Below are 19897 nucleotides of genomic sequence, written 5' to 3'. Positions count from 1 at the left end.
CGCGGTCAGTCCTCCTGGCCCACGTGGATCCACTTCGCCTCGGACGACGTGCCGTCCTTGTCCGTGACGAACAGCATGTACCAGCCCGGCGGCACCAGCGCGGCGTCGTCCCGCGGCACGTCCACCGTCACCGAGTCCCTGCCCTTGTCGACCTTCAGCGCGATCGACCGCTGCTCGACGTCCGTCGTGTGCGTCACCGCGCTCGGCCGCATCAGCCGGGCCGACGCGATCTTCTCGGGGTGGTCGGTCCGGAACGTCGCGCGGCCGTCCGCCGCCAGCTCCTCGGGTCCCTCGCCGAGGACGGGGCGGTCCTTGCCGCCCTTGTGCAGCGCCGGCGGGGTGAAGATCTCCATGCGCTGCTCGAAGTGGCCGAGCTTGGTGTTCTGTTCGTTGTCGAAGAGCGGGTCGGAGCCGAACGTGGCGACCCGGCCGTCGGGCAGCAGCAGCGCCTCGGAGTGGTAGTTGCGGCCGACCTTGGGCGAGGCGGCCTCGCGGAAGACGTTCTCCTTGGGGTCGTAGAACTGCGCCTTGTGGATGTTGCTGGCGCTGCGTCCGCGGTAGTCCGAGGAACCGTTGGACGTGAACACCGAGTCGTCCGGCATGATCACGCTGTTCAAGTAGCGTGTGCCCTGCGGGAGTTCGGGGCCCGTCTTGAAGGACGGGTTGTCCTCCTTGAGGTCGATCACGGCCGTGCGCCGCGTCGACTTCTCCGACTCGCCCACTCCCCCGCCGCCCAGGATCATCACCTTCTGATCCTGCGCGGGCGGCAGCAGCACGGACGCCGACGTCTCGGTCTGGTCCAGGTCCTCAAGGCCCGGGACCTTCTCGAACTTGTTCGTCTCCAGGTCCCACAGGCCGGGCTCACGGCCCTTGTCGGCCGGTCCGTAGCCCGCGTTGGACGCCGGGTAGAAGAGCTTGCCGCCCTTGGTGAGGAAGAGCGCGGGATAGGTCGGGAAGTAGCGCTTGGGGCCGTCCGTCCACTTCTTCGTCTTCGGGTCGTAGATCTCGTTGTCGCCCGGGTCGATCACGCCCACGTCGTCGAGGCCGGAGACCGCGAGCACCTTGCCGTCCTCCAGGCCGACGAGCGTCGGGTACCAGCGGGCCTTGTCCATCGGGTCGACGGGGATGTACTTCTCGGCCTTCGGGTCGAACTCGTACGCCGCCCTGATCCCCTGGAAGTCCTGCTTCTCCATGTCGATCTTCTCGGCGATGCCGTACGTGTTGTCGGCGTCCTCGCCGGTCAGGCCCTCGATCTCGTACTGCGCCGACTTCTCGGTGACCGACTGCCCGCCCGCCTCCTTCGCCTCCACGAAGACGCGCGCCTCGCTCGCCTTGACCGTCGTCTTCCAGGGCTGCATCACCCCGGCCTTGGAGTACGTGATCTCGAACTCCCGCTTGGCCTTGGGGACTTCGACGTCGAACTTGCTGACGTACTCGATGCCGGACGGGGAGCGGAACCTGGTGCCCTTCTTGAGGGTCACCGCCTTGTCCGGGTTCTCGTTCTTCACCCGCATGCCGCCGCCGGCCCGCTCGACCTCGCCGTCGAGCAGTTCGTAGCGCGCGGTGCCACCCGCCACCAGGAGCCGCCCGTCGGGGAGTTGGGCGTGCCCGGAGCAGAAGAAGTCCTCGGGTGTCTCGATCTTCTTGAAGGTGTCGTTCTCCGGGTCCCACAGGACCGTGTCGAACGACCCCGCGTCGAATTTCTTCTGCTCGTTGCCGGAGCCCGCCACGATCAGCACCTTGCCCGTGTGCAGGAGCGCGGCGTGGATCGCGTTGGTGCGGAACTCCTCGGGGATGTCGACCTGCTTCCAGGAGCCGTACTTCGCCTTGTAGCCGGGCCGGGAGATCTTGTACGCGTAGTACTTCTCCTCGGCGAAGGAGAGCGCGGCAGGAGCGTTCAGTCCCACCAGGAGCGCGCCCGCGCCGACTCCGATGAGCGTCTTCTTGGTGCGCTTCGAGGGCCGGTAGGCCATGGCTCAGTTCCCTCCTGTCGTCGTGCCGGTGGCGAACGCCGGCTCCGGCTCGCCCTCCGCGTTCTCGCCCCGCGGCACCGCCTTCGCCTTCTGGCGGGCCTCCTTGCGCTCCCTGACGAGGGTGAAGGTCCAGATCGCGACCGGGGCCAGCGAGATGACGAGCGCGAGGACCGCCCAGGTGCGCATCGCCACGTGGGTGTGGCCGAGCACGAAGGAGGCGACCAGGGAACTGGCGAGCACCGCCGCCCAGAAGAGGTGGATGCGGAAGGTGAGCAGCCGGTCCGGGCTCGCGTCGCCGCCCTTGGGGGTGACCACGAAGCGGCTCGGGCGGCGCAGGAAGGCCGCGCCGAGCGACTTGAGGTAGATGGGCGCGGAGAGCGCCGACATCGCCATGCCCGCGAGGCCGCCGGAGCCCTCCGGTTCGTGCGGGGAGACGTTGTGGCGGCGGTTCCAGAGGTACAGGCCGACCTGGAGGGCGGCCGCGTCGCTGTAGAGCATGAGCCAGACGGAGGCGGCGACCTGGGTGCCGCTGGCGCCGAACCACAGGAACAGCACGCAACTGAGGATGCCGAGCAGCCAGTTGACCGCCGTCATGGGGTAGTAGACGAGCATCAGCGAGTACGAGAAGAGCCGCCCCGGCGGCATCGTGAACGGCGCCTTCCAGTACTGCTTGAGCAGCGTCTCGTACGTGCCGCGGGACCAGCGCATCTGCTGGGTGAAGAAGTCCGTCCAGGAGGCCGGGCCCTCGCCGACGGCCAGCACGTCCGGGGTGTAGACCGAGCGCCAGTGCCGCTTGGTCGCCGGGTTGCGGTGGCGGTGCAGCTCGAAGCCGGTGGCCATGTCCTCGGTGATCGAGTCGTACAGGCCGCCGACCTGGGTGAGCGCGCTGATGCGTACGACGTTGTTGGTGCCGACGAACATGGGGGCCCGGTAGCGGTTGCCCGCGCGCTGGATGAGCGCGTGGAAGAGGAACTGCTGGGACTCGGCGGCCTTGGTGACGGGCGTCTCGTAGTTCCCGTAGACCTGCGGCCCCACGACGAACGCGACGTCCTGGTCCCGGAAGTAACCCATCATCCGCTCAAGGAAGTTGGGGAGCGGGACGTGGTCCGTGTCGACGGAGGCGAAGAAGTCGTACTCCGCGTGGTGCATCGCGAGCCAGGCGTTGTAGTTGCCGTGCTTGGTGCGGGTCTTGTGGGGGCCCTTCTTGCGGTTCCACTCCGGTACGCCGTGGCGGGTGAAGTGGCGTACGCCGAGCTCTTCGCACAGGGCCTTGGCGTCGGCGTCGTCGCCCTCGTCCAGGAGCCAGACGTCGAAGGGTCCTGTGTGGCGGATGCGGACGGCGCCCTCCAGGGTGGCCCGGACCATGGAGAGGGGTTCCTTGCCGGGGACGTACGTGGTGAGGAAGGCGACGCGGGTGCCTTCCTCGGGGACGACGGGGATCGGGTCCCTGGCCACCATCGTCGCGTGGGCGATGGATATGACGTTGACCAGCATGAACAGCTCGATCAGGCCGATCGCGACGAGCATCGTGATGTCGAGGCCGATCAGCCAGCGGTCGCCGCCCTCGCGTTCGGTCCAGTGGGTGGGCCAGACGAGGTAGACCAGGAGGAGGCCGGTGAGCAGCGGGGCCAGCGTCATCAGCAGGACGGCGCGTATTCGGCGCGGCTCGCGGGACAGGAGCTTGCGGTACTGGACCCGGTAGCCGCCGGCGTCCGATCCGCCTTCGCCGTCCGGCTCTGTGAGCGGACCGGCGAGCGTGCTGTGGGTGTCGTAGTCGTAGCCGTCCGGCTGCCGCACAGCGCCCTCCAGGTTCTTGTTCCGGGTGATCGAACGAGCCGATACCCACACAAAAGTGGAGTTTCCCCGGCGTGTCGAACGGTGTTCGCCCGTGCGAGGGGTTTTGGTCTGGGCGGTTTTGGTGGGGTTGCGGCGGGGGGCGTGTGGTGCGGGGGCGCTGCGCTCGGCCGGGGCGGGAGGGCCGACCACCGCCTCCCCCGCCCGGCCCCTGCCCCTACGTGGAGGGGCGGGTGGAGCGGCGGAGGCGGTGGCGGACGGCTCGTTGGGCCAGGGGGCCCAGGTCCTCTACCGCCGTGACCAGCGTCGAGAGCTGCTCCAGCGAGTCCAGGGCCCGCTCCGCGCCCTCCGCGTCCACCCCTTCGTACAGCTCCATGCCCACGAACGACGCCGCCACCGCCCGCGACAGACCGACCGGATCCACGAACTCGCCCAGGGGGGACGCCGCGAGGACCCGCGTGAGGACCTTCTCGATCTCCTCGATCCACAGGGCGAGGCCCGCCGCCGTCGCCACCGCGAGCCTCGGCTGCGTCTGGGAGCCCGCGAGCAGCTGGCCGAGGACCGCGACATGTCCCGCCTCCCGCTCCTCCTCGTGCATCTCCCGCCCGAAGGCCAGGAGTCCGGAAAGGGAGTCGATCCCGGAGAGCCGCTCCCGGTACCGCGCCACCCGCTGCTCCGTGCCGTGCCGGCACGCCGCCGCGAGCAGGTCGTCGACGGAACCGAAGTGATAGAAGACCAGCGCCTGGTTGACCCCGGCGGACGCCGCGATGCTGCGCGCCGACGTCTTGGCGATGCCCTGCTCCGTGAGCGTCCGCAGGGCGCCTTCGAGGAGCTTGGTCCGTGTCTCCTGGCTCTTGGCCGGGTCCTTGGCCGCGCTCACGCCCGCGCCTCCTCGCGCACCGGACGCAGCCCGGGACGCACCCCGCACTGCCGGACGTCCGCGTACGTCGCCGTGAAGGAGCCCTCGTACCCGAAGAGCGGTCCGAAGTGGCGGTTCGTCACCCGAACCTGGATACGGAAGCGCCCCGCCTCGTCGTCGTAGGACTCCCGCACCTCGGCGTCACCGCCGATCAGCCCGGGGACCCGGCAGTCCACGGGCCCCTCGCGGAAGCGGTGCTCTCCGGAGCGGATGAGCAGCGAGCCGTCGGGCTCCGCGCGGAAGTGGAGGTCGCTGGCGAGGTGCTGATGCGTGCCGAGGTAGTCGAGCACGCGGTCACCCTTGGGGCTCAGGACCATCTGGGCGTCGAAGCGGCGTGGGCCGCCGGGGAGGTCGAAAGTGCGCACGAAGGTCACCGTCTCACGGCCGTAGGTGTCGCTGTACGGCACGTTCTCGATGACGAAGGGGACGTTCCTGCCCTGCCGCGGGACGAGGATGTTCCGCGTGCCGCCCACGGCGAGGAACGGCTTCACGAAGCCGCGCCCGTGCCAGATGCGGTCCATGACGCCCCGCCCCGTGCACGCCTGTCCGCTCGCGAGCCCCACGGAGAAGCGGCGCCGGATCTGCGGGTGCAGCCGCTCGAAGTCGGCGCCCATCACGGTCCTGAAGATCGACGACGTCATGACTGCTGCTCCTTGGCGGTGGGCGTGGCGGTGGCGGTGGCGAGGGTCGAGAGGACGCGCGGGGCGCGTGCGCGTTCCGGCGGGGTGCGCAGACAGCGGCGGGCCGCCGGCGTCGTGGGCAGGGGCGGCAGCATCAGCATCAGGGCCGCCGTCGCCAGGGCCGTCATGGGGGCGAAGAGGATCGCGGCCACCACGCACAGCACCCGGGCGGCGAAGTCCCCGGCCGCGTTCAGGAGGCCGCGCTCGGGAGTGATGCCCCGCTCCAGCCAGAGCCGCAGGCGGTCGAAGGACCAGGCGGTGGCCCAGCCCATGAGGGGGCGCAGCACCATGCGGTCGACGGCCTTCCCGAAGCGCCCCCAGCGCGGCCGGTAGTCGTATCCGGTGACGAAGCGGATCCCGTCGCCGTCGTCGGTCGGTACGTAGCGCCAGTAGCCGCTGCCCTCTTCGAGGAGGGAGAGCGGGTGCGGCGACGCGAAGCGCAGGGCGGAGGTCCTGGTGCCGTCGGGGCGCCGCTTCTCGCCCGCGGAGATCCCGGTGCCGGCGATCGTCAGGAAGGGCAGCACGCGCGTGGCGTACCGGAAGTGCTGCGGTTCGCCCTCCGCGTACGGCAGGTAGTCGATCTCGGTGAAACGCAGGTCCCAGCGCTGGTGCGGGCCGGGTTCCTGGGTGCGTGCCCAGAGGTCGTCGAGATCCGCGCGTATCCGCGCCTCGATGTACAGACTCACGGTGAACCCCCACGTCAGCGTGTTTTTGAGCGACTGCTCAAACGGAAGGTACAGGTGTTTGAGCACTCGCTCAAGTCGCGGGAACAAGAAAGCCCCCGCCCAGAAGGGCGGGGGCTTTCGGGGAAGGGTGCAGGCTACTCGGAGAGGTGGCGCTCCACCGTCTCGACCTTGGAGGTGAGGCCGTCCGTCACGCCGGGCCGGATGTCGGCCTTCATGACGACCGAGACGCGGGGCGCCCGCGCCTCGACCGCGGCGACGGCGCGCTTGACGACGTCCATCACCTCGTCCCACTCACCCTCGACGGACGTGAACATCGCGTCGGTCCGGTGGGGCAGTCCCGACTCGCGCACGACACGGACCGCGTCGGCGACGTACTCGCCGACGTCCTCCCCGACGCCGAGCGGGGTCACGGAGAAGGCGACGATCATGCGCTCACGACTCCCTCGCGGCGGGCACGGGAGGCGATCACCGCGGCCTCGGCCTCACGCTTGAGCTTGCGCTCGGCGAAGAAGCCGCCGGTCGGCAGGACGGAGAGGACGAAGTACAGGGCGGCGGTCTTCAGGTCCCACTTCGTGCGGTTCCAGGCGTCGAGCCAGAAGACCACGTACAGGACGAAGAGCACGCCGTGGATCATGCCCATCGCCGGCACGGCGTTGAAGTCCGTGGTCCGCTTGAGCACCGAGCAGACGAGCAGCAGCAGGAAGGAGACGGCCTCGGGGGCCGAGACCAGGCGGAGGCGGCGGAGTGCGGAAGCGGTCTTGATGTCCACGGGTCACCTTCGGGTGGGTGGGCGGCGGGAGGGGGCGGGCGCACGGCGCGCACTGATCTTGTGAACGCGCGCACAAGCGACCCCCATTGTGACATCGGGGTGTTCTCGGGGTTCGTCCAGGGCCCTTCACCCTGTTCTGGGCGGGTACGCGGCGGCTAACGTCGATTCGTGGCTACGTTCCGGCTCCAAGGGAGCAGAGTGCTCGCCGTCGACATGACGGGCGACGCCGTGAAGGCGAAGAACGGCTCGATGGTCGCGTACGACGGCCAGATGGCCTTCAAGAAGATGACCGGCGGCGGCGAGGGCATCAGGGGCATGGTGACCCGCCGCGTCACCGGCGAACAGATGACGGTCATGGAGGTGAAGGGGCACGGCACCTGCTGGTTCGCCGATCGCGCCACCGAGATCAATCTCGTACAGCTGCGCGGCGAGAAGCTCTATGTGGAGGCGAGCAATCTGCTGTGCACGGATGCCGGGCTGCGCACCGGCACCAGCTTCACGGGACTGCGCGGCGCGACGCAGGGGAACGGACTGTTCACCACCACCGTCGAGGGCACCGGCCAGGCCGCGATCGTCTCCGACGGACCGGCCGTGGTCCTGCGCGTCTCCCAGCAGTACCCCCTGACGGTCGACCCGGGTGCGTACATCGCCCACCAGGGAAATGTCCGCCAGAGCTTCCAGTCCGGCGTCACCTTCCGCACCTTCATGGGCGAGGGCGGCGGCGAGGCCTTCCAGATCCGCTTCGAGGGCGACGGCCTCGTCTACGTACAGCCCAGTGAGCGCACGACGATCGCGGGGGACGTCTGACATGCCCTTCCGGGAGATCAACTCGAAGATGGTCGAGGCGACGGTGCAGCCGGGCGCCAAGATCTTCAGCCAGCGCGGCGCCATGCTCGCCTACAAGGGGGACGTCTCCTTCACCCCCAACATCCAGGGCGGGCAGGGCGGTTTGATGTCCATGATCGGGCGCCGGGTCGCGGGCGAGGCCACCCCCCTGATGACCGTCGAGGGCAGCGGCACGGTCCTGTTCGGGCACGGCGGCCACCACATCCAGGTGATCGGCCTCTCCGGAGACACCCTCTACGTGGAGGCCGATCGCCTCCTCGCCTTCGACGGCACCCTCCAGCAGGGCACGATGTTCATGGGCTCCCAGGGCGGCGTCATGGGCATGGTGCGCGGCCAGGTCAGCGGCCAGGGCCTGTTCACCACCACCCTGAAGGGCCACGGCGCGGTCGCCGTCATGGCGCACGGCGGCGTCATCGAGGTCCCGATCACCCCGCAGCGCCCGGTCCACGTCGACCCCCAGGCCTACGTGGCGCACCACGGCGACGTACGCAACAAGCTGTCCACGGCGCTGGGTTGGCGCGACATGGTGGGCCGCGGCTCCGGCGAGGCCTTCCAGCTGGAGCTCTCGGGCAGCGGCGCGGTCTACGTACAGGCCTCGGAGGAGAAGCTGTGAACCCCAACGTCTCGACCCCCGCGGGCGCTCCCGCCGTCTTCGACCCCATGACGCTGCCGAGCGACGACAACGTCAACGCGTACACCTTCTGCGTGGAGCTCAAGGGGAGCCAGTGGTTCCTGCAGAAGGGAAAGATGATCGCCTACTACGGACGGATCGACTTCAACGGCATCGGGCACGGCCGCCTCGACCGCCTGGTCCGGACCAGCTTTCATTCGCCGCTGCATGCGAGCGACTGGGTCGTGGCGGACGGCCAGGGCAAGATGCTCCTCGCCGACCGGGCCTTCGACGTGAATTCGTACGACCTCGAAGAGGGCAACCTGACCATTCGCTCGGGCAACCTCCTCGCTTTTCAGCCAACTCTCGCGCTCAAGCAATCGATCGTTCCGGGCTTTCTGACGCTGATCGGAACCGGAAAGTTCGTCGCCGCGTCGAACGGCCCCGTGGTGTTCATGGAGCCGCCGATCCGCGTCGATCCACAGGCGCTCGTGGGCTGGGCGGACTGTCCTTCACCGTGCCATCACTACGACCACGGATACCTCACAGGGGCGATCGGAGGCGTGCGAGCACTGACCGGCATCGGCGGAACGTCCGGTGAGGAGCACCAGTTCGAGTTCGTCGGCGCCGGCACCGTCCTGCTCCAGTCGACCGAGGCGCTCATGCCCGAGCACGCCTCCGGGGAGGTGCCGCAGCAGGCAGGGGTTCCCGGCAGGCAGGGCGCTCCGGCCCAACCGGGCCGGCAGCCGGGAGCACCGCGCCTTCCCGGACAACTGGGAGACCTCCAGCGTCGCTTCGGGCTGTGAGCGGTAGTCTGCGGAGTGTGACGGCGAACGCCTGTGCCCCTCCGAGAGGCAGGGTGTGCGAGGCGCGTCACATCCCACCGTTCGTTCACCTTTCAACTTCTTAGGTAGAATCGATTCCATGGAGACCGAGACGGCCCCGCAGTGGCTGACCGACGAGGAACAGTGCGCCTGGCGCACCCACGTGGAGGTCAACAGGATGCTGACGTATCAGCTCGAAAAGGACCTTCAGCCGTTCAACCTGACCATGAACGACTACGACATTCTCGTGCATCTCTCAGAATCGGAAGAGCTGCGGATGCGCATGAGTGATCTCGCCGCGGCCACTCTGCAGTCCAAGAGCCGCCTGTCCCACCAGATCACCCGCATGGAGAACGCGGGCCTGGTACGCCGCGAGAACTGCGAGTCCGACCGGCGTGGCCTCTACACCGTCCTGACCGAGGAGGGCATGGAGACCATGCAGAAGGTGGCGCCGCACCACGTCGCCTCCGTACGGCGGCACTTCGTCGATCTCGTCTCCCCGGAGGCGCTCAGCGATCTGCGCAAGGCCCTGACCCCGATCGCGGAACACCTGCGCGCACAGCGCGGCAAGCCCTGACCCGTCCCCACGCGACCGGCAGCGCCGTCCCTCAATCCGCCGACGACTGAGGGCTGGGCAGCCGGAGTTCGAACAGCGCACCACCGGACGGCGCCTCCCGGACCATGAGTGTGCCGCCGTGCCGTACCGCCACGTCCCGTGCGATGGCGAGGCCGAGACCCGCCCCGCCCTCGTCGCGGCTGCGGGCGTCGTCGAGCCGCACGAACCGCTCGAAGATCCGCTCCCGCTCGCTCTCCGGTACGCCGCTCCCGTCGTCGGACACCTCAAGAACCGCCCAGGCGCCTTCGCCGCGGGTGGTGACCGTGACGCGGGAGCGCGCGTGCCGCTGCGCGTTGTTCACGAGGTTGCCGAGCACCCGCGCCAACTGGCCGCGAGAGCCCGCGACTTCGACGCTCTTCAGATCCGCGTCCACCTCGACGCGGTCCCGCGTGCGCTGCGAGAGCTCCTCGCGGACGAAGGCCGCCAGGTCGACCCGCTTCCCGCCGGGCCTCTCCCCCGCGTCGAGGCGGGCCAGGAGAAGCAGGTCCGCGGCGAGCTCCTGCAGGCGCACGGTGTCCTCGACGGCGCCGTCCACATCCAGCAACTCCGGGTGGGCAGCGCCCACTTCGAGCTGCGTGCGCAGCGAGGCGATCGGGCTGCGCAGCTCGTGCGAGGCGTCCGCCACGAAGCGGCGCTGGCGCTCCACCGAGTCCTGCAGGGCGGTGAGCGTCTCGTTCGTGGTGCGGGCCAGGCGGGCGATCTCGTCGTGCGTGTCCGGCTCGGGCACGCGGCGCGCGAGGTCCTCCGACGCGGTGATCGCCGCCATCTCCTCGGTGATGGCGGCCACCGGGCGCAGCGCGCGGCGCGTCACCAGCCAGGTGACGCCGCCGACGACCACGAGGAGCAGCGGGAAGCCGATCAGCATCGAGGTCAACGCCGTGGAGACCGCGCCCTGTTCGGCGGAGAGCGAGGCGCCCGCGTAGACGGTGAGGTCGCCGTGGGTCTCCGTGCTGACCTCGACGGCGGCGAAGCGGAAGTCGGCGCTCTCGCCGTCGACGGTGGCCGTGCCGTCGCTGTACTCGGGTTCGTCGTCGGAGACCTCGCCGCGCTCGGATGACTCCTCGTCGTCCGACTCGCTCTTCTCCTCGTCGCCTCCGGACGGCTTCCCCGCCGCGGAGGCGGGCTTCACCTCGTCCGTGCCGGTGCCGCTGATCTCCTCCAGGTCCTCGCTCGCCGCCACCAACCTGCCGTTCTCGTCGACGACTTGGACCGGCGTTTCCTCGCCGTCGGGCAGCTCCAGATCCGCGTACGGACGGTTCGACGTGAGCTGCAGCGCGACCTCGCGCGCGGTGGAGGCGGCCCGCGATTCGGCCTGCCCGGTGAGGTTGGCGCGCAGCGCGAGCAGCACGGCGGCGCCCGCGGCGACCAGGGCGAGGGCGACGACCAGGCTCGCGCCGAGCGTCGCCCTGGACCGCACGGAGCCGAACAGCCTCTTCATCGCGGGACCTCCAGGCGGTAGCCGGCGCCGCGCACCGTCTTGATGAGGGCCGCGCCGAGCTTGCGCCGCAGCGTGCTGATGTACACCTCGACGATGTTGGGGTCGCCCTCGTACGCGAAGTCCCAGACGTGCTCCAGGATGTCCCCCTTGGAGACCACCTCGCCCGCCCGCAGCACCAGCTGCTCCAGGACCGCGAACTCCTTGGCGGTGAGGGCGACTTCGTCCTCACCGCGCAAGACGCGGCGCGCGGCCGTGTCGACCTTGAGGTCGCCCAGCGTGTGGATCGGGGACGGGCCCGCGGAGCCGCGGCGGCGCAGCAGCGCCTTCACGCGGGCCACGAGCACGACGTACGAGAAGGGCTTGGTGAGGTAGTCGTCGGCGCCCGTGTCCAGGCCCTCGGCCTCGTCGTACTCGCCGTCCTTGGCGGTGAGCATCAGGATCGGCACGTCGTTGCCCGCCGCGCGCAGGGTGGAGCAGACGCGGTAGCCGTTCATCCCCGGAAGCATGATGTCGAGGACGACCAGGTCGTACGTTCCCTCGCTCGCGCGGTGCAGTCCGTCGATGCCGTCGTGGACGACGTCGACGGCGTAGCCCTCGGCGGTCAGGCCCTTGGCCAGGGACAGGGCGAGGCGCTTTTCGTCCTCCACGATCAACAGGCGCATGCGTTCAGGGTCCCAGAGCGAAGCTGAAGAGTTCTTCAGGCGGCTTCAGCTCCGGTTCAGGATCGCTCGGCCAGATTGGTCCTCGTCGAAAGCGAACGGCGGCGGCCCACCGGCCGCGGCCCATTCGCCCACCGTCTCGGGAGGAACCCTCATGAAGCGCAACATCGTCATCGCCACCGTCGCCGCCGTGGCCCTCATCGGTGGCGGTACCGCCACCGCCCTCGCGGTCACCGGCGACGACGAGTCGACCGCGGCCAAGCACTCGAGCGTCCAGCTCAAGGACGACGACCGCGACGACGCCGCGGAGAACACCGTCGAGGCGAAGGCCGCGAAGGTGACGGCCGCGGACGCGATCAAGGCGGCCCTCGCGGACACCTCCGGCACCGCGGTCTCCGCCGAGCTCGACGAGGAGGACGGCGGCCTGGTCTGGGGCGTCGACATCCTGAAGGGCAACACCTGGCACAACGTCGAGGTCGACCCCGGCACCGGCAAGGTCCTCGGCTCCTGGGTCGACAAGGACGACGACGGAGACGACGCCGCCGACGCCGCCCGGGTGAACGCCGCGCTGAAGGGCGCGTCCACCAGCGCCGAGGACGCCGCGCGGGCCGCGGCCGCCAAGGGCGAGGTGACCTCCGTGGACCTGGACGACGACGGCACGGCGACCGCCTGGGACGCGGAGACGACCGGCGCCAAGGGTGCCGAGTCGGACTGGCACGTCGACCTGAAGACCGGCAAGGTCACCGCGGACCGCGCCGACAGCCACGACGACCGTGACGGTCAGGACGACCACGACGGTCAGGACGACGACGGCTCCGACGACTGATCGACCGCCTGACCACCCGACCGCTCCCCTTGGCGGTCACCACAGCCACCCCCGTCCCCTCCCCCTCCAGGGCGGCGTCTCCCCCGGCGCCGCCCTGGCCCCGTGCCGCCGCCCAAGAGGTCACCGCCGAGAGGTCACCGCCGGCCCGTCAGGCCGACGTCACGCCCTCCACCAGCTCGTCCGCCGCCGCGTAGGGGTCCAGCTCCCCCGCCATGATCCGCTCCGCGAGCGCGGACAGGCGGCGGTCGCCGTGGAGGGAGCCGATGCGTTCGCGCAGGGCCGTGACGGCGATCGACTCGACCTCGCGGGCGGCGCGGGCGGCCCGCCGCTCGGCGAGGACCCCCCGCTCCTCCATCCACGCCCGGTGCTTCTCCAGCGCCTCGACGACCTCGTCGATACCCTCGCCGCGCGCCGCGACCGTCTTGACGATGGGCGGCCGCCAGTCGCCGGGGCCGCGGGACTCGCCGAGGCCCAGCATGTGGTTCAGCTCCCGCGCGGTCGCGTCGGCGCCGTCGCGGTCCGCCTTGTTGACGACGTACACGTCGCCGATCTCCAGGATTCCGGCCTTGGCCGCCTGGATGCCGTCGCCCATGCCGGGCGCGAGCAGCACGACCGAGGTGTCCGCCTGACCCGCGATGTCCACCTCGGACTGTCCGACGCCGACGGTCTCGACGAGGATCACGTCGCAGCCCGCCGCGTCCAGGACCCGGATGGCCTGCGGCGCGGCCCAGGCGAGCCCACCGAGGTGCCCGCGCGTCGCCATGGAGCGGATGTAGACGCCGGGGTCGGAGGCGTGGTCCGACATCCGCACCCGGTCACCGAGGAGCGCGCCCCCGGAGAAGGGCGACGACGGGTCCACGGCCAGCACGCCGACGCGCTTGCCGGCCCGCCGGTAGGCGCTCACGAGCGCGGACGTCGACGTCGACTTGCCGACACCGGGCGACCCCGTGAGCCCCACCACGTACGCGTGACCGGCCAGCGGAGCCAGCGCCGCCATCACTTCGCGCAGCTGCGGCGACGCCCCCTCGACCAGTGAGATCAGCCGGGCCACGGCCCGCGGCCTGCCCTCGCGGGCCTGTGCCACCAGGGAGGGGACGTCCTGCATCACAGCTCCGTTCAACACGTACACGTAGGGGACGGGCGAAGGCTCAGGCCTTGGCCACCTTCACGATGAGCGCGTCGCCCTGACCGCCGCCACCGCACAGCGCGGCCGCGCCCACACCGCCGCCCCGTCGCTTCAGCTCAAGGGCGAGGTGGAGGACCAGGCGCGCGCCGGACATCCCGATCGGGTGACCCAGGGCAATGGCCCCGCCGTTGACGTTCACCTTTTCCGAGGACACCCCGAGGTCCTTCATTGACTGCACCGCGACGGCGGCGAAGGCCTCGTTGATCTCGATCAGGTCCAGGTCCTCGACCTGAAGGCCCTCCTTCTTCAGGGCGTGCCGAATGGCGTTGGACGGCTGCGACTGGAGCGAGCTGTCCGGGCCCGCCACGTTGCCGTGTGCCCCGATCTCCGCGATCCAGGCCAGGCCCAGCTCCTCGGCCTTGGCCTTGGACATGACGACGACCGCCGCGGCGCCGTCGGAGATCTGCGAGGCGGTGCCCGCCGTGATCGTGCCGTCCTTGGCGAAGGCGGGGCGGAGCTTGCCGAGGGACTCGGCGGTGGTCTCGGCGCGGATGCCCTCGTCCTTGGAGAAGAGGACCGGGTCGCCCTTGCGCTGCGGGATCTCGACCGGGGTGATCTCGGCCTCGAACAGGCCGTTCTTCTGGGCGGCGGCGGCCCGCTGGTGGGAGAGGGCGCCGATCTCGTCCTGCTCGGGGCGCTTGATGCCCAGACGGGTGTTGTGCTTCTCCGTCGACTCGCCCATCGCGACGCCATCGAAGGAGTCGGTCAGGCCGTCGTACGCCATCGAGTCGATCATCTCGATCGCGCCGTACTTGTAGCCCTCGCGGGACTTGGGGAGCAGGTGCGGGGCGTTGGTCATGGACTCCTGACCGCCGGCCACGACGACGTCGAACTCGCCGGCGCGGATCAGCTGGTCGGCGAGCGCGATGGCGTCGAGGCCCGAGAGGCACACCTTGTTGATGGTGAGCGCGGGGACGTTCATGGGGATGCCCGCCTTGACGGCGGCCTGGCGCGCCGGGATCTGCCCTGCCCCGGCCTGCAGCACCTGACCCATGATCACGTACTGCACCTGGTCGCCGCCGATGCCGGCCCGGTCGAGCGCGGCCTTGATCGCGAAGCCGCCCAGGTCCGCACCCGAGAAGGACTTCAGGGAGCCGAGCAGGCGGCCCATGGGCGTGCGCGCGCCCGCGACGATCACTGAGGTGGTGCCGGTCTTTCCAGACATGTGCCACGGCCCCTTGGGAGGAGAGGAGTTAACGAGGGTTTATCTGAATGTACTGAGCGGTACCTCGCACGTCACCGGGCGGCAAGTGTGATCGCGCGCACGTTGCGTAATCACCGTGACAAGCGCTGCACTTGAAGCATGCTGACGCGAATCGATCACATCGGGATCGCCTGTTTCGACCTCGACAAGACCGTCGAGTTCTACCGGGAGACGTACGGCTTCACGGTCTTCCACACCGAAGTAAACGAGGAGCAGGGCGTACGCGAAGCCATGCTCAAGATCAACGAGACCGGCGACGGGGGCGCCTCCTACCTGCAGCTCCTCGAACCCACCCGCGAGGACTCCGCGGTGGGCAAGTGGCTGAAGAAGAACGGCGAGGGCGTCCACCACATCGCCTTCGGCACGGCCGACGTGGACGGCGACGCCGCGGCCGTCAAGGACAAGGGCGTCCGGGTCCTCTACGAGGAGCCGCGGATCGGCTCCATGGGGTCGCGCATCACGTTCCTGCACCCCAAGGACTGCCACGGAGTCCTTACGGAACTCGTCACTTCGGCACCCTCCGAGTCACCGGAGCACTGACCTCCGTATATCTGGGCCGGTAGGGTTAGTGGCGGCCGTCCGAACTCCGGGCGGCCACGTGCCGGGGTCCGGGTTTCGGGGGACGAGCGTCGGGGCAGCAGCCCATGCTCCGCTGTTGATCTGACACCATTCCCCCGGGGGCCCCGTTCGGCGGATGGACGGGGCTCGTTGGAGAGACTTGCGACCAGGAGTGGGGCGTCCCCTGCTCGAGCGCAGCCGAGAGCTCGGGGAAGGATGGGACCGCGCAGTGCGGGGCTACGAACGCCAAGAGAACTCGCGGGCTGAGACCGACAGCCTCTCGCGGTTCGAGGCCGAGATGGACCGGCTGAGGACCGAGCGGGAGAAGGCCGTCCAGCACGCCGAGGACCTCGGCTACCAGGTCGAGGTGTTGCGCGCCAAGCTGCACGAGGCGCGCCGCAACCTCGCGTCCCGCCCTGCCTACGACAGCGCGGACATCGGCTACCAGGCCGAGCAGCTGCTGCGGAACGCGCAGATCCAGGCCGAACAGCTGCGCGCCGACGCCGAGCGCGAGCTGCGCGAGGCCCGCGCGCAGACCCAGCGCATCCTCCAGGAGCACGCCGAGCAGCAGGCCCGCCTGCAGTCCGAACTGCACACCGAGGCCGTCACCCGGCGCCAGCAGCTCGACCAGGAGCTGAACGAACGCCGCCAGACCGTCGAGTCCCACGTCAACGAGAACGTGGCGTGGGCCGAGCAGCTGCGCGCCCGCACCGAGCAGCAGGCCCGCCGTCTCCTCGACGAGTCGCGCGCCGAGGCCGACCAGGCGCTGGCCGCGGCCCGCGCCGAGGCCGCCCGCGTCACCGAGGAGGCCCGCCAGCGCCTGGCCGGCGACGCCGAGGCAGCGCGCGCCGAGGCCGAGGCGATCCTGCGCCGCGCCCGCGCCGACGCCGAGCGCCTCCTGAACGCCGCCTCCACCCAGGCCCAGGAGGCCACCGACCACGCCGAGCAGCTGCGCTCCACCACGGCGGCCGAGTCCGAGCAGGCGCGCCGCCAGGCCACCGAGGCGAGCCGGGCCGCCGAGCAGCGCATGGCCGAGGCCGAGACGGCGCTGCGCGAGGCCCGCGCCGAGGCCGAGAAGGTGCTCGCCGAGGCCAAGGACGCCGCCGCCAAGCAGCTCTCGTCCGCCGAAGCGGCGGGCGAACAGCGCACGCGCACCGCCAAGGAGCAGGTCGCACGCCTGGTCAGCGAGGCCACCAAGGAGGCCGAGGCCAGCAGGTCCGAGGCCGAGCAGCTGGTCGCCGACGCCCGCGCGGAGGCCGAGAAGCTGATCGCGGACGCCGCCGAGAAGGCGCGCACGATCACCGCGGAGGAGACCGCGGGCCAGCTCGCGAAGGCCGCGCGGACCGCCGAGGAAGTCCTCGACAAGGCCTCCAAGGACGCCAAGGAGACCACGAAGGCCGCCGCCGACGAGGCCGAGCGGATCCGTTCCGAGGCCGAGTCCGAGGCGGACCGGCTGCGCGCCGAGGCGCACGACATCGCCGAGGAGCTCAAGGGCGCGGCGAAGGACGACACCAAGGAGTACCGCGCCAAGACCGTCGAGCTGCAGGAGGAGGCGCGCAGGCTGCGCGGCGAGGCCGAGCAGCTGCGGGCCGACGCGGTCGCCGAGGGCGAGCGCATCCGCGGCGAGGCGCGGCGCGAGGCGGTCCAGCAGATCGAGGAGGCGGCCAAGTCCGCCGAGGAGCTGCTGGCCAAGGCCAAGGCGGACGCGGACGAACTGCGCTCGGCCGCGACCACCGAGAGCGAGCGCGTCCGCGCCGAGGCCGTCGAGCGCGCCACGTCGCTGCGCACGCAGGCCGAGGAGACCCTGGAGCGCACCCGCGCGGAGGCCGAGCGGCACCGCGAGGAGGTCGCCGAGCAGGCCGAGACCACCAGGTCCGAGGCCGAGGACGCCGCGCGCGCCCTGCGCGAGGAGACCGAGCGGGCCATAGCGGCACGGCAGGCCGAGGCCGCCGAGGAGCTGGCGCGCCTGCACGCCGAGGCCGAGGAGCGCCTTGCCTCCGCCGAGCAGGCACTGGCGGACGCCCGCGCCGAGGCCGAGCGCATCCGCAAGGAGGCCACGGACGAGACCGACCGGCTGCGCGCGGAGTCCGCCGAGCGGATCCGCACGCTGCAGTCGCAGGCCGAGACCGAGGCCGAGCGGCTGCGCACGGAGGCCGCCGCCGACGCCTCGCAGGCCCGCGCGGAGGGCGAGTCCGTCGCCGTGCGCCTGCGTTCGGAGGCCGCCGCCGAGGCGGAGCGGCTCAAGACCGAGGCGCAGGAGTCCGCCGACCGGGTGCGCGCGGAGGCCGCTGCCGCCGCCGAGCGCGTCGGCGCGGAGGCCGCCGAAGCCCTGGCCGCCGCCCAGGAGGAGGCCGCACGCCGCCGTCGCGAGGCCGAGGAGACGCTCAACTCCGCACGCGGGGAAGCCGATCAGGAGCGCGAGCGGGCCCGTGAGCAGAGCGAGGAGCTCCTCGCCTCCGCCCGCAAGCGCGTCGAGGAGGCCCAGGCCGAGGCCGTCCGCCTCGTCGAGGAGGCCGACCGCCGCGCGACCGAGATGGTCTCGGCCGCCGAACAGCACGCCCAGTCCGTACGCGACTCCGTGGCCGGCCTGCACGAGACGGCGCAGGAGGAGGTCGCGGGCCTGCGCTCGGCCGCCGAGCACGCCGCGGAGCGCACGAAGACGGAGGCGCAGGAGGAGGCCGACCGCGTCCGCGCGGATGCCTACGCCGAGCGGGAGCGCGCCACCGAGGACGCCAACCGCACCCGGCGCGAGGCGACGGAGTCCTCCGAGGCCGCCAAGGCCCTTGCGGAGCGCACGGTTGCGGACGCCATCGCGGAGGCCGAGCGGATGCGCTCGGACGCCTCGGAGCACGCCCAGCGGGTGCGCACGGAGGCCTCCGACACCATCGCGTCCGCCGAGCAGGACGCCTCGCGTACGCGTGCCGACGCCCGCGAGGACGCCAACCGCATCCGCAGCGACGCGGCGAGCCAGGCCGACCAGCTCATCGGCGAGGCCCGCAGCGAGGCCGAGCGGCTGCAGAACGAGACGGCCGCGGAGGCCGAGCGCGTCCGTACGGAGGCCGCCGAGCAGGCCGAGCGGCTGCGCGCCGACTCCACCGCCGAGGCCGAGCGCCTCAAGACCGAGACGACCACCGAGGCCGAGCGGCTCCGCGCGGAGTCCGTGGCCAAGGCCGAGAAGCTCATCTCGGACGCCTCCGGCGACGCGGAGCGGCTGCGCGCCGAGGCCTCCGAGACCGTCAACTCCGCGCAGCAGCACGCCGAGCGGATCCGCAGCGAATCCGAGCGCGTCAAGGCGGACGCGGCCAGGGAGGCCGAGCGGGTCACGTCCGAGGCGCGCGGCGAGGCCGAGCGGACCCTCGACGAGGCCCGCCAGGCCGCCAACAAGCGCCGCCAGGAGGCCGCCGAGCAGGTCGACAAGCTCATCACGGAGGCCGCGGCCGAGGCCGAGAAGCTCCAGGCGGACGCCCAGGAGAAGGCCCTCAAGGCGACCACGGACGCCGAGGCGCAGGCCGACACCATGGTCGGTGCCGCCCGCAAGGAGGCCGAGCGCCTGGTCTCCGAGGCGACGGTCGAGGGCAACTCCCTGGTGGAGAAGGCCCGTACGGACGCGGACGAGCTGCTCGTCGGCGCCCGCAGGGACGCGACCGCCATAAGGGAGCGCTCCGAGGAGCAGCGCGACCGTCTCACCGCCGAGATCGAGGAGCTGCACGAGCGTGCGCGCCGTGAGTCCGCCGAGGCGATGAAGTCCGCGGGCGAGCGCTGCGACGCGCTGGTGAAGGCCGCGGAGGAGCAGCTCGCCGAGGCCGAGGCGAAGGCCAAGGAGCTGGTCTCGGACGCCAACTCCGAGGCGGGCAAGGTCCGTATCGCCGCGGTCAAGAAGGCGGAGGCGCTCCTCAAGGAGGCCGAGACGAAGAAGACCTCGCTGGTGAGCGAGGCCGAACGGATCAAGGCGGAGGCCCAGGCCGAGGCGACGCGCATGGTCGAGGAGGGCAAGCGCGAACTGGAGGTCCTGGTGCGGCGCCGCGAGGACATCAATGCGGAGATCTCCCGTGTCCAGGACGTGCTGGAAGCGTTGGAATCTTTCGAGGCACCGTCGAGCGGTTCGAAGTCCGGGTCCGGCGGATCCGGTGCGGGCGGCGTCAAGGCCGGGGCCGCGGCAGGGTCGACTCGTTCGGGTGGCAAGCAGTCAGAGGGCTAGCCAAAGAGCATTTCCCGTGCTCCGTAAGGACCTTCGGCCCTGTCGCTGGCAAGCGCTCTGGCGGTTAGCCACTCAAAAGGGGTGTCATTCTCCAGATCAAACGGGCATCTG

The 19897-nt window shown here is 70.9% G+C and carries 18 protein-coding genes; 7 read left to right on the top strand and 11 right to left on the bottom strand.

The genetic code is table 11. The features are described from left to right. Positions 1 to 5: 5 nt before the first annotated feature. The 7 genes from glxA to ACZ4D5_RS21215 all read right to left on the bottom strand — a co-directional run bounded on the left by glxA (position 6) and on the right by ACZ4D5_RS21215 (position 6821). The gene (glxA, locus tag ACZ4D5_RS21245; RefSeq protein ID WP_467773913.1) at positions 6 to 1973 is read right to left on the bottom strand and encodes a radical copper oxidase GlxA; all 1968 of its coding nucleotides are present in this window, start codon (positions 1971 to 1973) and stop codon (positions 6 to 8) included. Between the two features lie 3 nt (positions 1974 to 1976). Next, the gene (locus tag ACZ4D5_RS21240) at positions 1977 to 3770 is read right to left on the bottom strand and encodes a glycosyltransferase family 2 protein (protein ID WP_467773912.1); all 1794 of its coding nucleotides are present in this window, start codon (positions 3768 to 3770) and stop codon (positions 1977 to 1979) included. A gap of 214 nt (positions 3771 to 3984) precedes the next feature. Continuing rightward, positions 3985 to 4647 carry a TetR/AcrR family transcriptional regulator gene (locus ACZ4D5_RS21235; protein ID WP_467773911.1) on the bottom strand — a complete coding sequence of 221 codons (663 nt, stop codon included), beginning with the start codon at positions 4645 to 4647 and terminating at the stop codon, positions 3985 to 3987. Next, the gene (locus tag ACZ4D5_RS21230; RefSeq protein ID WP_467773910.1) at positions 4644 to 5327 is read right to left on the bottom strand and encodes a DUF4166 domain-containing protein; all 684 of its coding nucleotides are present in this window, start codon (positions 5325 to 5327) and stop codon (positions 4644 to 4646) included. Before ACZ4D5_RS21230 ends, ACZ4D5_RS21235 begins: the two co-directional genes overlap by 4 nt. Continuing rightward, positions 5324 to 6052 (bottom strand): hypothetical protein, encoded by a 729-nt coding sequence (locus ACZ4D5_RS21225; RefSeq protein WP_467773909.1) that lies wholly within the window; start codon positions 6050 to 6052, stop codon positions 5324 to 5326. The genes ACZ4D5_RS21230 and ACZ4D5_RS21225 overlap by 4 nt, the downstream gene beginning before the upstream one ends. Positions 6053 to 6186: 134 nt before the next feature. Next, positions 6187 to 6480, bottom strand: a complete 294-nt coding sequence (locus ACZ4D5_RS21220) for an MTH1187 family thiamine-binding protein (protein ID WP_467773908.1) — start codon at positions 6478 to 6480, stop codon at positions 6187 to 6189. Beyond that, positions 6477 to 6821: a DUF3817 domain-containing protein gene (locus ACZ4D5_RS21215; protein ID WP_467773907.1), complete on the bottom strand. Its 345-nt coding sequence runs from the start codon at positions 6819 to 6821 to the stop codon at positions 6477 to 6479. Before ACZ4D5_RS21215 ends, ACZ4D5_RS21220 begins: the two co-directional genes overlap by 4 nt. Before the next feature lie 168 nt (positions 6822 to 6989). Between ACZ4D5_RS21215 and ACZ4D5_RS21210 the strand changes: the two genes are divergently transcribed. From ACZ4D5_RS21210 to ACZ4D5_RS21195, 4 genes are all read left to right on the top strand, one after another. Beyond that, on the top strand, positions 6990 to 7628 hold the full coding sequence (locus tag ACZ4D5_RS21210; RefSeq protein WP_467773906.1) for an AIM24 family protein: 639 nt from the start codon (positions 6990 to 6992) through the stop codon (positions 7626 to 7628). 1 nt (position 7629) lies between these two features. Beyond that, positions 7630 to 8280, top strand: coding sequence for an AIM24 family protein (locus ACZ4D5_RS21205; protein ID WP_467773905.1), 651 nt, complete (start codon positions 7630 to 7632; stop codon positions 8278 to 8280). A 47-nt stretch (positions 8281 to 8327) separates the two neighbouring features. Then, positions 8328 to 9083 (top strand): AIM24 family protein, encoded by a 756-nt coding sequence (locus ACZ4D5_RS21200; protein ID WP_467774045.1) that lies wholly within the window; start codon positions 8328 to 8330, stop codon positions 9081 to 9083. 118 nt (positions 9084 to 9201) lie between these two features. Further along, positions 9202 to 9678, top strand: a complete 477-nt coding sequence (locus ACZ4D5_RS21195) for a MarR family winged helix-turn-helix transcriptional regulator (protein WP_362328876.1) — start codon at positions 9202 to 9204, stop codon at positions 9676 to 9678. Between the two features lie 31 nt (positions 9679 to 9709). Here the strand turns inward: ACZ4D5_RS21195 and ACZ4D5_RS21190 are convergent, their stop codons facing one another. Then, positions 9710 to 11155 (bottom strand): sensor histidine kinase, encoded by a 1446-nt coding sequence (locus tag ACZ4D5_RS21190; RefSeq protein ID WP_467773904.1) that lies wholly within the window; start codon positions 11153 to 11155, stop codon positions 9710 to 9712. After that, positions 11152 to 11817 carry a response regulator transcription factor gene (locus tag ACZ4D5_RS21185; RefSeq protein WP_467773903.1) on the bottom strand — a complete coding sequence of 222 codons (666 nt, stop codon included), beginning with the start codon at positions 11815 to 11817 and terminating at the stop codon, positions 11152 to 11154. Before ACZ4D5_RS21185 ends, ACZ4D5_RS21190 begins: the two co-directional genes overlap by 4 nt. A 151-nt stretch (positions 11818 to 11968) precedes the next feature. Between ACZ4D5_RS21185 and ACZ4D5_RS21180 the strand changes: the two genes are divergently transcribed. After that, positions 11969 to 12640, top strand: a complete 672-nt coding sequence (locus tag ACZ4D5_RS21180) for a PepSY domain-containing protein (RefSeq protein WP_467773902.1) — start codon at positions 11969 to 11971, stop codon at positions 12638 to 12640. Between the two features lie 148 nt (positions 12641 to 12788). Here the strand turns inward: ACZ4D5_RS21180 and meaB are convergent, their stop codons facing one another. Together meaB and ACZ4D5_RS21170 are read right to left on the bottom strand one after the other, a co-directional pair. Further along, positions 12789 to 13745, bottom strand: coding sequence for a methylmalonyl Co-A mutase-associated GTPase MeaB (meaB, locus tag ACZ4D5_RS21175; protein WP_467773901.1), 957 nt, complete (start codon positions 13743 to 13745; stop codon positions 12789 to 12791). 43 nt (positions 13746 to 13788) lie between these two features. After that, positions 13789 to 14991 (bottom strand): acetyl-CoA C-acetyltransferase, encoded by a 1203-nt coding sequence (locus ACZ4D5_RS21170; RefSeq protein ID WP_467773900.1) that lies wholly within the window; start codon positions 14989 to 14991, stop codon positions 13789 to 13791. Between the two features lie 138 nt (positions 14992 to 15129). On the opposite strand from ACZ4D5_RS21170, the gene mce reads away from it, so the two are divergent. Together mce and scy are read left to right on the top strand one after the other, a co-directional pair. Then, positions 15130 to 15570 carry a methylmalonyl-CoA epimerase gene (gene mce, locus ACZ4D5_RS21165; RefSeq protein WP_467773899.1) on the top strand — a complete coding sequence of 147 codons (441 nt, stop codon included), beginning with the start codon at positions 15130 to 15132 and terminating at the stop codon, positions 15568 to 15570. 247 nt (positions 15571 to 15817) lie between these two features. Next, on the top strand, positions 15818 to 19786 hold the full coding sequence (scy, locus tag ACZ4D5_RS21160) for a polarized growth protein Scy (protein WP_467773898.1): 3969 nt from the start codon (positions 15818 to 15820) through the stop codon (positions 19784 to 19786). The last annotated feature ends 111 nt before the right edge of the window (positions 19787 to 19897 follow it).

Source organism: Streptomyces sp. NPDC025651, assembly GCF_055558735.1.
Note: the sequence above shows the minus strand (reverse complement) of the source record. Positions and strands in the feature narration are given on the sequence as shown.

Bases quoted from the DNA above. Each gene is read 5' to 3' on its own strand.
- ACZ4D5_RS21185 (WP_467773903.1), bottom strand. From the start codon at position 11,817: ATGCGCCTGTTGATCGTGGAGGACGAAAAGCGCCTCGCCCTGTCCCTG.
- ACZ4D5_RS21190 (WP_467773904.1), bottom strand. From the start codon at position 11,155: ATGAAGAGGCTGTTCGGCTCCGTGCGGTCCAGGGCGACGCTCGGCGCG.
- glxA (WP_467773913.1), bottom strand. From the start codon at position 1,973: ATGGCCTACCGGCCCTCGAAGCGCACCAAGAAGACGCTCATCGGAGTC.
- ACZ4D5_RS21195 (WP_362328876.1), top strand. From the start codon at position 9,202: ATGGAGACCGAGACGGCCCCGCAGTGGCTGACCGACGAGGAACAGTGC.
- ACZ4D5_RS21205 (WP_467773905.1), top strand. From the start codon at position 7,630: ATGCCCTTCCGGGAGATCAACTCGAAGATGGTCGAGGCGACGGTGCAG.
- ACZ4D5_RS21180 (WP_467773902.1), top strand. From the start codon at position 11,969: ATGAAGCGCAACATCGTCATCGCCACCGTCGCCGCCGTGGCCCTCATC.
- ACZ4D5_RS21200 (WP_467774045.1), top strand. From the start codon at position 8,328: ATGACGCTGCCGAGCGACGACAACGTCAACGCGTACACCTTCTGCGTG.
- mce (WP_467773899.1), top strand. From the start codon at position 15,130: ATGCTGACGCGAATCGATCACATCGGGATCGCCTGTTTCGACCTCGAC.
- ACZ4D5_RS21170 (WP_467773900.1), bottom strand. From the start codon at position 14,991: ATGTCTGGAAAGACCGGCACCACCTCAGTGATCGTCGCGGGCGCGCGC.
- meaB (WP_467773901.1), bottom strand. From the start codon at position 13,745: ATGCAGGACGTCCCCTCCCTGGTGGCACAGGCCCGCGAGGGCAGGCCG.
- ACZ4D5_RS21220 (WP_467773908.1), bottom strand. From the start codon at position 6,480: ATGATCGTCGCCTTCTCCGTGACCCCGCTCGGCGTCGGGGAGGACGTC.
- ACZ4D5_RS21230 (WP_467773910.1), bottom strand. From the start codon at position 5,327: ATGACGTCGTCGATCTTCAGGACCGTGATGGGCGCCGACTTCGAGCGG.